Annotated in this window: 5 protein-coding genes; 1 reads left to right on the top strand and 4 read right to left on the bottom strand. The window is 67.1% G+C overall.

The genetic code is table 11. The features are described 5' to 3' along the window. Positions 1–221: FAD-linked oxidase C-terminal domain-containing protein (locus tag U9977_RS15360; protein ID WP_322749942.1), on the top strand; the 221-nt coding region annotated here is incomplete at its 5' end. A 363-nt stretch (positions 222–584) separates the two neighbouring features. On the opposite strand, the gene U9977_RS15355 is transcribed toward U9977_RS15360, so the two are convergent. The 4 genes from U9977_RS15355 to fabG form a co-directional block, all read right to left on the bottom strand. Further along, a complete protein-coding gene (locus U9977_RS15355; RefSeq protein ID WP_322749941.1) occupies positions 585–1286 on the bottom strand; it encodes a hypothetical protein in 702 nt (233 codons plus the stop codon). Positions 1287–1656: 370 nt separating this feature from the next. Then, complete coding sequence (locus U9977_RS15350; protein ID WP_322749940.1) at positions 1657–2187, bottom strand: DUF3090 family protein; 531 nt, start codon at positions 2185–2187, stop codon at positions 1657–1659. A gap of 174 nt (positions 2188–2361) precedes the next feature. Then, complete coding sequence (locus U9977_RS15345; RefSeq protein WP_322749946.1) at positions 2362–3525, bottom strand: ferrochelatase; 1164 nt, start codon at positions 3523–3525, stop codon at positions 2362–2364. A 103-nt stretch (positions 3526–3628) separates the two neighbouring features. Next, on the bottom strand, positions 3629–4345 hold the full coding sequence (gene fabG / locus U9977_RS15340) for a 3-oxoacyl-ACP reductase FabG (protein ID WP_322749939.1): 717 nt from the start codon (positions 4343–4345) through the stop codon (positions 3629–3631). Between the last annotated feature and the right edge of the window lie 51 nt (positions 4346–4396).

Here is a 4396-nt window from a genome sequence, read left to right as displayed (position 1 = left end):
CCCGGGCCGCGGCCGACGGCGGCAGCATTGGCGCCGAACACGGCGTGGGACGCGCCAAAATGCCCTGGATAGGCCTGTCCCGATCACCTGACGAACTCGCCGTGATGACCGCGGTGAAGCATGCCCTGGACCCCGCCGGCCTGCTCAACCCCGGCGTCCTCGTCCCGCCCTACGGCATCGGCCTCACCACAGGCCCGTGGCCAGCCTCGGCCTCGGCATAGTTGTCCGTCGGCCAGCCACCCCTTTACCAGGGCCGACGCGCCAACCGGTTGACACCGCCGCCGGTTGCGCTCGTCACAGTGGGCCTTCGGCCCACCGCCTTCGGCCCACCGCCTTCGGCCCGTCCACCACGTCCATCGTGGGCGACACGCCCGGACCGGACGGCCCGGGCGATGATCGGAATATGTTTGTCGCTGTGTACGCTTTTTAGCCATATATCCGTACCTAACGACAAACTCGTGCCGATCTTGTCAGCGGTCGACGCTCTGGCACGCGGACAGGTACGGAGCCATCGCCTGGACGGCCTCGCACGCGTGCGCCAGGAAAGCACGTCATCACCATCCGCGACGCCGTCGCCACGGAGATCAAAAGGAGATCAACCATGGATCGTAGTGGTGGCGTACAGGAGCGGCGGTCAGTCGCTGCGCCGCGGCGACGACGTCACCGAGGGGCAGCGTCAAGTCCGCGACACGGAGATAGACGGGACTCCCGAAATGCTTGATCCCTTCCCGCGCGAACTGACGCCGCAGACCGCGGGGCCCTGCCATGGCGCGGTGTGCGTCCACGGGAACGAACACGATCATATCGTGGACCCTGCCCTTCCGGATTATACGGGTGATCCGGATCTCGGCAACGTCGGACCACGCCAAATACACCCGAGCCGAGTGCAAAGTCACCCGTTCGGCATCGAGAGTGAGCAGAGGGAAACCGCGGAATGCCCGCCAGGCGGCCCGCAGGCAGAGGAATACTATCAGGGCAGTTGCAGACACGTTGAGAAGGAACACCGGTACAAACAGCGGCCGATAAAGGTCAGTCATCACAAAATAGCCACAGGCCGCAGCCGCGACCAGTAAAATCATGCAGAAGATGGCGGCCTGCTTGAAGGTCGCAGCCTTGTAGCCGATACTGAGGACAGCAGGCCACGCATGAATAAACTCCAAAGATACGATGGCGAGAATTTGCACGAACCCATGCGCGGCAGGCAACACCGGACAACGGCGCAGCCCGAAAAGAAAGGCACGGTGACCTGCACGCCCAGCTGGACGTGCAGCAAACAGCAACAACACAAGCGGAACGCGGAAGACGCGCCAGCATGGGCACACCGAGGTTCCCACGGTTACGTTCAGAAGACAGCCAGACTGTTACCCGGACAAGAAATCATCACCTATACCCGGTACAGGTGGATTCACGCTGCGGAGCATTGCACACAAGCCGTCGCAGAGTCGAGCCATTCAGCATCTACCGCAGCTGTAGTTCATCTGTTGTTATTGATCGGTGTCACACGCCCCCACGCCCCCCACGCCCGGAGGGCCCCGGTCGATGCCGGTCCCGTACTCGCGGACATGCCAAGGCAGGCGGCACCGCACCACCGCGCCTACCGCGCCTACCGCACTGTCGGGACGGACTCAGGCAATGACGATCCGCGGTGGCACAGGGTCAGTTGAGACGGGGGCAGAAGTGCCCGGTCGGACCATCCGGACGTCCGCACAGCACGCACGGAGGTCTACCGGCGGCGACGATGCTGCGCGCCCGCTCCACGAACGCCTTGGTCTGGTCGAGGGACAGGGAGACCTGGAGGGTGTCGAGCGAGGTCTCGTCATCGGGGCCCCCGGCCGCCACCCCGCCACGAGCCCGGCCCGCGGCCTCGACCAGCACCCGCTTACCGTCCCAGGACACCGTGAGCTTGCCGAGGTGGAAATCCTCCTCGAAGGGGGCATCCAGCGGCGCAAGGTCAACGAAGACATCCCGCGCCTCGGGTACGGCCACGCCCCCGGTGCGGCTAAGCTGACCGAGGAGCGTTGTCAGCCCTTCGGTGAGCGCGTTGACCTCGATCTTCTCCAGGCCGACGGTGACAACCTGTCCTTGCGCGCTGGCCTGAAGGTAGAAGTCACGTTCGCCGGGCTGACCGACGGTTCCGACCACGAAACGGTCTGGCGAGTCGAACACGTGCCGCTGCTGCTGGTACACCTCGTCCCTCCCTAGACTCCCCTACGGCCTCCGGCTGCGCGAAAAACCACGATCGCGCACCCTTTGGCCCCGGACTCCCCTACGGCCTCCGGCTGCGCGAAAAACCACGATCGCGCACCCTTTGGCCCCGGACTCCCCTACGGCCTCTTGCCCACGCCTGCGTTCCTACGTCAGTCAACGTCGTATCCCCCGGGGTTCCTCCCTGGCAACGTCAGTGATGTCCAGACTGGCGGTGGCGTTGCGGGTAGGCTCCTCATCCGCCGGGGTGCCGGCAGCGGCCGGACGGCGAGCCCGCCCGGCGCAACACCACAGCGGACACACGTCGTGGCTCGGCCCCAACTCACTGAGTGCCCGTCGCGGCACGTCGCCGTGCCTGCGCTCGTCCAGCAGTTCGCGGACCATCGCAACAAAACGGCGGTCGGTCCCCACCGTTGCCGCCCGGCGAAACGTCAGACCTGCTGTACCGGCCCGCGTGGCCGCCTCCACATCGAGATCGTAAACGACCTCCATGTGGTCACTGACAAAACCAATCGGTACCACCACAACCGCGGTCATGGTATCAGTGGCGCCGAGCGCCGCGAGATGGTCACCGATGTCCGGGACGAGCCAGGGGACGTCCGGCGGCCCGCTGCGGCTGACATAGGCGAGGTCGTAACGGTGGCGGCGCCCGGTCCGGGATGCGACCCGGTCGGCGACCGCACGGGCCGCGGCCGCGAACTGCCGGGGGTAGGCGTCACCGCCCGGGCCGCTGGTTTCGGCCTGCGCAGTGGGAATCGAGTGGGCGACGAAGACCAATCGCGTGCTGTCCGACGAGGACGCCGGAACCGTTGCCAACGCGTCGACCACACGGTCGACCATGGGCAGGACAAAGCCGGGATGGTCGAAGTAGTGCCTCAGCTTGATCAGTTCCGGTACGCCCGAACCGACCGTGGCCCGCGCGTCCGCGAGATTTTCGCGGTACTGGCGGCAACCGGAATAGGAGGCGAAGACGGACGTGACAAAGCAGGCCGCCCGCCCGATGCCGTCGCGGCGCATCTCCGCGAGGGTGTCGGCGAGAAACGGCGACCAGTTGCGATTGCCCCAGTACACGGGCAACGGTGCGAGTTCGGCTTTCAGCGCGGCCAGTAAGGCGCGGTTCTGGTCGTTGATCGGGCTGCGGCCGCCGAAGCGGTGATAGTGCTCGGCAACCTCGCCCAACCGTTGATCTGGGATGCCGCGCCCGCGGGTGACGGTGCGCAGGAACGGCATGACGTCCTCAGGCGCCTGCGGGCCGCCGAAGGAGACCAGCAGCAACGCGTCGACCCCGACCGGAGCAGCCGGCCCAGGGTCGGTTCCGATATGATCAGCTGTAGTCCTCCTGGCGTCCGACACGCCTCGATCGTCCCCCGCGCACGGTGCGCACCGCATCCCGGGGGGTCGGCTGTAGGCGCTGACGACCCTCCTAATGCCCCATTCCGAGCCCGCCGTCGACCGGGATCAGCGCCCCGGTGATGTAGGACGCCGCCGGCGAGGCCAGGAACGCCACGAGTGCGGCCACATCCTCAGGCGCACCCATGCGCCGGGCCGGCACCTGAGAGACGAGGTTGTCGCGCTGGGCGTCGGTGAGTGCGTCGGTCATGTCCGTGCGGATCGGGCCGGGCGCCACGATGTTCGCGGTGATGCCGCGCGGTGCGAGCTCACGGGCCAGCGAACGGGCCAAGCCGATCAGGCCGGCCTTGGACGCGGCGTAGTTCGCCTGCCCGGCGGCACCGCTGGTCGCCGACACCGACGAAATGAAGATCAGACGTCCGCGCCGCATCCGCAGCATCGGCCGGGCGGCCCGTTTGGCCACCCGATACGCGCCGAGCAGGTTGGTGTCGACGACCTCCTGGAACACGTCCTCGCTCATGGTCAACAGGAGGGTGTCCCGGGTGATCCCGGCGTTGGACACCAGCACCTCCACCGGCCCGAGCTCGGCTTCGACCGCGGCGAACGCCTTGTCGACCCCCTCCGTGCTGGTGACGTCGAGCCGGACCCCGAACATCCCGTCGGGGGCGCCTCCTCCACGGCTCGCCACGGCCACCCGGTCGCCCGCCGCGGCCAGCGCCGCCGCACACGCGGCGCCGATCCCTCGATTACCCCCAGTTACAAGTGCCACACGCCCCTGAGCCTCCGCCATAGGTCGGATGGTAACCGTCAGATGGCGCAACCAGTGGTCTCACCGCTGTCT

Source organism: Protofrankia sp. Cas8 (assembly GCF_963555845.1).
Lineage (GTDB): Bacteria > Actinomycetota > Actinomycetes > Frankiales > Frankiaceae > Protofrankia.
Note: the sequence above shows the minus strand (reverse complement) of the source record. Positions and strands in the feature narration are given on the sequence as shown.